This window comes from Pseudomonadota bacterium, from assembly GCA_010028905.1.
GTDB lineage: Bacteria > Vulcanimicrobiota > Xenobia > RGZZ01 > RGZZ01 > RGZZ01.
This window is the reverse complement of sequence record RGZZ01000484.1, coordinates 1-3,720: the sequence shown is the minus strand read 5'-3', so window position 1 is coordinate 3,720 and position 3,720 is coordinate 1. Positions and strand designations below refer to the sequence as shown.

Here is a 3,720-nt window from a genome sequence, read left to right as displayed (position 1 = left end):
TACAGCCAGCTGGCTGTAGGGCAGTACGTGAGCGTTACGGTGAATCCGTTCTCCGGCTCGCTGTACAGCGTGAGCGGGGTGAGCGTCACCGTGACAACCTCCAAGGGCAAGCTGTGCGTGCCGGCACAGACCCTGCCCGCGGCGACCCAGAAGCAGATCTACGTCTATGTCAAGCTGAGCAACGGCTCGACGCAGGTCATGACGCTCTACGACGCGTTTCGCACCTCTGGTGTGACCATTCTCACCGCGGCCCCCAGGCCGTAGTGTCGCAGCTTCGGCTGCAGTGACCCTCGGGGTGCTCTCCGGCTCGTTCTCGGGTCGGGGGGCGCCTCGCTTCTTTGTCGTCTCTCACATTGCGCAGGGAGCGGCATCAGGGGACTGTATCGTCGAACCGTTCACACGATGGTTACAATACAGGGCTTGCCCTCGTGGCGAGGCGGGGGAAGAGAAGAGACATGAAGATGCGCCTCTCCTTGCTGCTCGCCCTCGTGCTCTCCCTGTTGCTTCTCCCCGTCGCCGCGCGTGCCGATGACGTCGACGCCGCGCTCCAGCAGATGCTTGGGGCCTCGATGGTGACCTGCAAGGTCAGCGGAGAGTGGGCGGTGTGCGACGTGAGGGCCGAGCGCGTCACCGAGCTGCAGCTGTTCCGGTTCACAAAGGGGAGCTGGCGTCGCCTGGGCGCGGGTCAAGGCCGGCTCGACGCGCCCATGGCCCTGGCCCTGGGGGTACCAGAACCCGTGGCGCGCACCTTCGGGCTCGGCATCATCCCCCGTGAGGTGCGCAAAGGGCTCGAGTCAAAAGGTCGCGGCCAGGGGGCGGGCGCAGACTCGTACGTCATCGTGAGCCGCGCCACCGAGTATCTCGGCCGCACCTTCAACGCCGCCCGCCCTGGCACCACGATCATCTGGGCCTGGAGCAACCGCAGCTGGACGAAGCTGTTCGAGTACGGCCCCACCGACAACGCCGACGCGGTGTTTCGCGTCCACGGGGTGTCGCCTTATATGCAGCAGCGCCTGCTCACCACGCCATCGAGCCCGCTCGATCGCGTGCCCCTGTTCAAGTAGCGGTCTTAACCGACCTCGTCGGGAAGGTCGTAGCGCTCGCGCTTGACGATGCGCTGGTAGTCGGCCACCTTGGCGATCTTGCGCGCCTCTTCGATGTCTTCCGGGAGGCGGTTGTTCAGGGCAAGGCGCTCAGCCTCGCCGGCCAGCCAGAACAGGGGGTGGAGCTTGCACTCCTCCAGGCCGAGGCACCGATTGCACTTCTTGCTGCGCATGTTCACTTCGCGCACCCGACCGTCGTGGCACTCGGGGTCGAGGAACTTGAACTCTTCGAGGAAAAGGGTGATGTAGGACGCCTTGTAGCGCCCCACGTCTGCGGTGGCGGGCTGGCCTGCGCCGGCCTCGTCGTCGCCGTCGATCTCAGTGCTGATCTTGTCTTTCTGGGCCACGTGGGAACCTCCGAAACGCTTATGCGGCTTGCCGTGCTCGAGGGGTATGGGCACGACGGCTGCCGCTGGGGCAGAGGGTCGCCGCGAACCGACAGGTATACGCCGCCTTCCGCCGGTCTCCTTCTTGCAAGACCCCGCCTCCCATCTGCCAGGGCGAATCGCGTCGGCCCCCTCACGATCCGCGGTCACGGCTCGTCTGTGCTGAGCGGGATTCACGGCGCGGCCTGCCGTCAACGTTCCCGCGCGCGCCGCAGGGAGCCACACGCGTCACCGCCTCATCATCTTACCGGAGGCTCTCCTTGAATCTCGTTCGTCGTACCCTCTTGCCCATGTTGATGGTCCTTGCCTTCGTCTGCGCCGCGCCCCCTGCCGCGTGGGCCCAGGCAGCGCCGCCTTCGCCCACGGCGCCCGCGGCCACGCCGACGCCAGACACCCAGACCCAGGAAGTGGTGCCCGCGTCTGCTGAGCACCCCTACACGAGTCTGTGGCTCAACCAGAACGCCACGCTCACCGACGACATCATCGCCAAGGTCGTGGCGAACCTGCGCCAGCAGGAGGCCGATCCGCAGCACATCCTGCTGCTCGTGCACGGTTTCGACACGAGTCGCGCCGACAGCACCGCCCAGTTCACCACCATGGCGCAGCGCGCCATCGAGCAGTACAAGAAGCGTGGCAAGCGCGTTGCCGTGGTGGGCCTGCAGTGGAACTCCAAGCCTCCCGAGCAGAACTGGATCGTCAAGATGCTGACGGCCACCCTGGGCCTCGACAGCGACAATCCCTACCTCAACAAGGTGGCCCTGGCCGAGAACATCGGTCGCACCGGCGGGCGCCAGCTGGTCTCCGCGCTGAATGCGCAGTTCGCGAGCAGCCAGATCGACGTCATGGCGCACAGCCTCGGCTGCGACATCACCCGCAACATGCTCACGCCCTATCTCATCAGCGCCATCAAGCGCAGCCGCTTCGTTCCCGATGAGACCCCCCTCTTCGCCCCTGAGCAGGTGCTGCAGACGGGGGTGGTGGCGCTGGCTGGCGCCGACCTCGACTACGACCTGCTCTACCGCAATCGCGAGCTCACCGCCAAGAGCGCCGCCGGCATGAAGCTGACGTGGCTCACCGTGGGCGGCATCAAGAACCCGGATCGTCGCGACCTTGTGCTGAGCTTGCGCGCGCTGGCGCGCGGCGACCGCGCCATGGGCAACACCATCCCGCGCATGAGCCGCCTCCAGATCGATCGGCTCTGCAGAGGCCGACGCATCGTGTTCGACGCCAACGACATCCCCGTGACCCACGATATCTTGAAGTACTACAGCGTGGCTCGCGTGGAGCGTGTGGTGGGCGCCGCGGTGGCCATCAAGGACCCGAGCATCCCCAGCCCGCTTCTCACGAAGCTCGACGAGATCATCCACGCGCCCGCAGACTGCAAGGTGCTGCAGAAGTACTTCGAGCACAACAACGATCTCTCGGTGAGCTACTACACGCTCTGGCGTCTCGAGGGTATCTGCTGCGGCGGACCCCGGCACCTTAGCGACGGCTATCTCGAGTGGCTCAGCCGACTGCTCATCGATCGTCCGGCAGATGTGGCGCGAGAGCGCTGGAGCGGTCCGTGCATCGTGGTGCGTGACGGCTGGTGGCCCACGTCCCACATGGTCGATCGCGCAACCGAGAAGCAGTTCGGTCAGGCGGGACGACCGCAGGTCAACGACTCTCCCTACCTGTTCTCGGAGGGGGAGAGATGGTGAGACGCATGCGCACGACCTTCCTGCGAGTCTTCTCCATCGCCGCGGTTCTCTCGATGTGCTCGGTGGCCGCGTGGAGCGAACCTTCCGACCGCGTGCAGCTCGACAACGGCATGCCGCTCATCGTCGAGCCCGTGCGCGACATCAGCAGCGCGAATGACACCACGGGCACCCCTGTTCAGTTCCGCGTGGCGCATCGCTGCCGCGTGAACGGGGTGGTTCTGATCGACAAGGGCGCCATCGTCACGGGTACCGTGTCGAAGTCTCAGCACTCCAAGATGTTCGGCAAGCCGGGCGTTCTCGAGGTCACGTTCACCGCCACCACGGCCATCGACGGATCGCCGCTTCAAGTTCGGGCAGGTCTCGGCAAGAAGGGCAACGCAGATCTCGACACCGCCGACAAGCTTGCTCGCTGCCTTCCGTATGGCGTGGGGCTCGCCTTCAATGGTCGCGACGCCATCTTGAGGTCGGGGGTGCCGCTGACCATCTTCATCGATGAGACGGCCGTGTTCGCGGTTCCCAAGGAAGGCCGCC

The 3,720-nt window shown here is 65.7% G+C and carries 5 protein-coding genes; 4 read left to right on the top strand and 1 reads right to left on the bottom strand.

Annotated features, from left to right (window positions below; genetic code table 11):
* Positions 1-39: 39 nt before the first annotated feature.
* Both EB084_21595 and EB084_21590 read left to right on the top strand, forming a co-directional pair.
* Complete coding sequence (locus EB084_21595) at positions 40-264, top strand: hypothetical protein (protein ID NDD30859.1); 225 nt, start codon at positions 40-42, stop codon at positions 262-264.
* Positions 265-455: 191 nt separating this feature from the next.
* Positions 456-1,064 (top strand): hypothetical protein, encoded by a 609-nt coding sequence (locus tag EB084_21590; GenBank protein NDD30858.1) that lies wholly within the window; start codon positions 456-458, stop codon positions 1,062-1,064.
* Between the two features lie 5 nt (positions 1,065-1,069).
* On the opposite strand, the gene EB084_21585 is transcribed toward EB084_21590, so the two are convergent.
* The gene (locus tag EB084_21585) at positions 1,070-1,450 is read right to left on the bottom strand and encodes a hypothetical protein (protein NDD30857.1); all 381 of its coding nucleotides are present in this window, start codon (positions 1,448-1,450) and stop codon (positions 1,070-1,072) included.
* Positions 1,451-1,749: 299 nt separating this feature from the next.
* Here EB084_21585 and EB084_21580 point away from each other — a divergent pair, with 299 nt between their 5' ends.
* Both EB084_21580 and EB084_21575 read left to right on the top strand, forming a co-directional pair.
* Complete coding sequence (locus tag EB084_21580; GenBank protein ID NDD30856.1) at positions 1,750-3,189, top strand: alpha/beta hydrolase; 1,440 nt, start codon at positions 1,750-1,752, stop codon at positions 3,187-3,189.
* On the top strand, positions 3,183-3,720 hold a 538-nt coding region (locus tag EB084_21575), incomplete at its 3' end, for a hypothetical protein (protein NDD30855.1). The genes EB084_21580 and EB084_21575, both read left to right, overlap by 7 nt.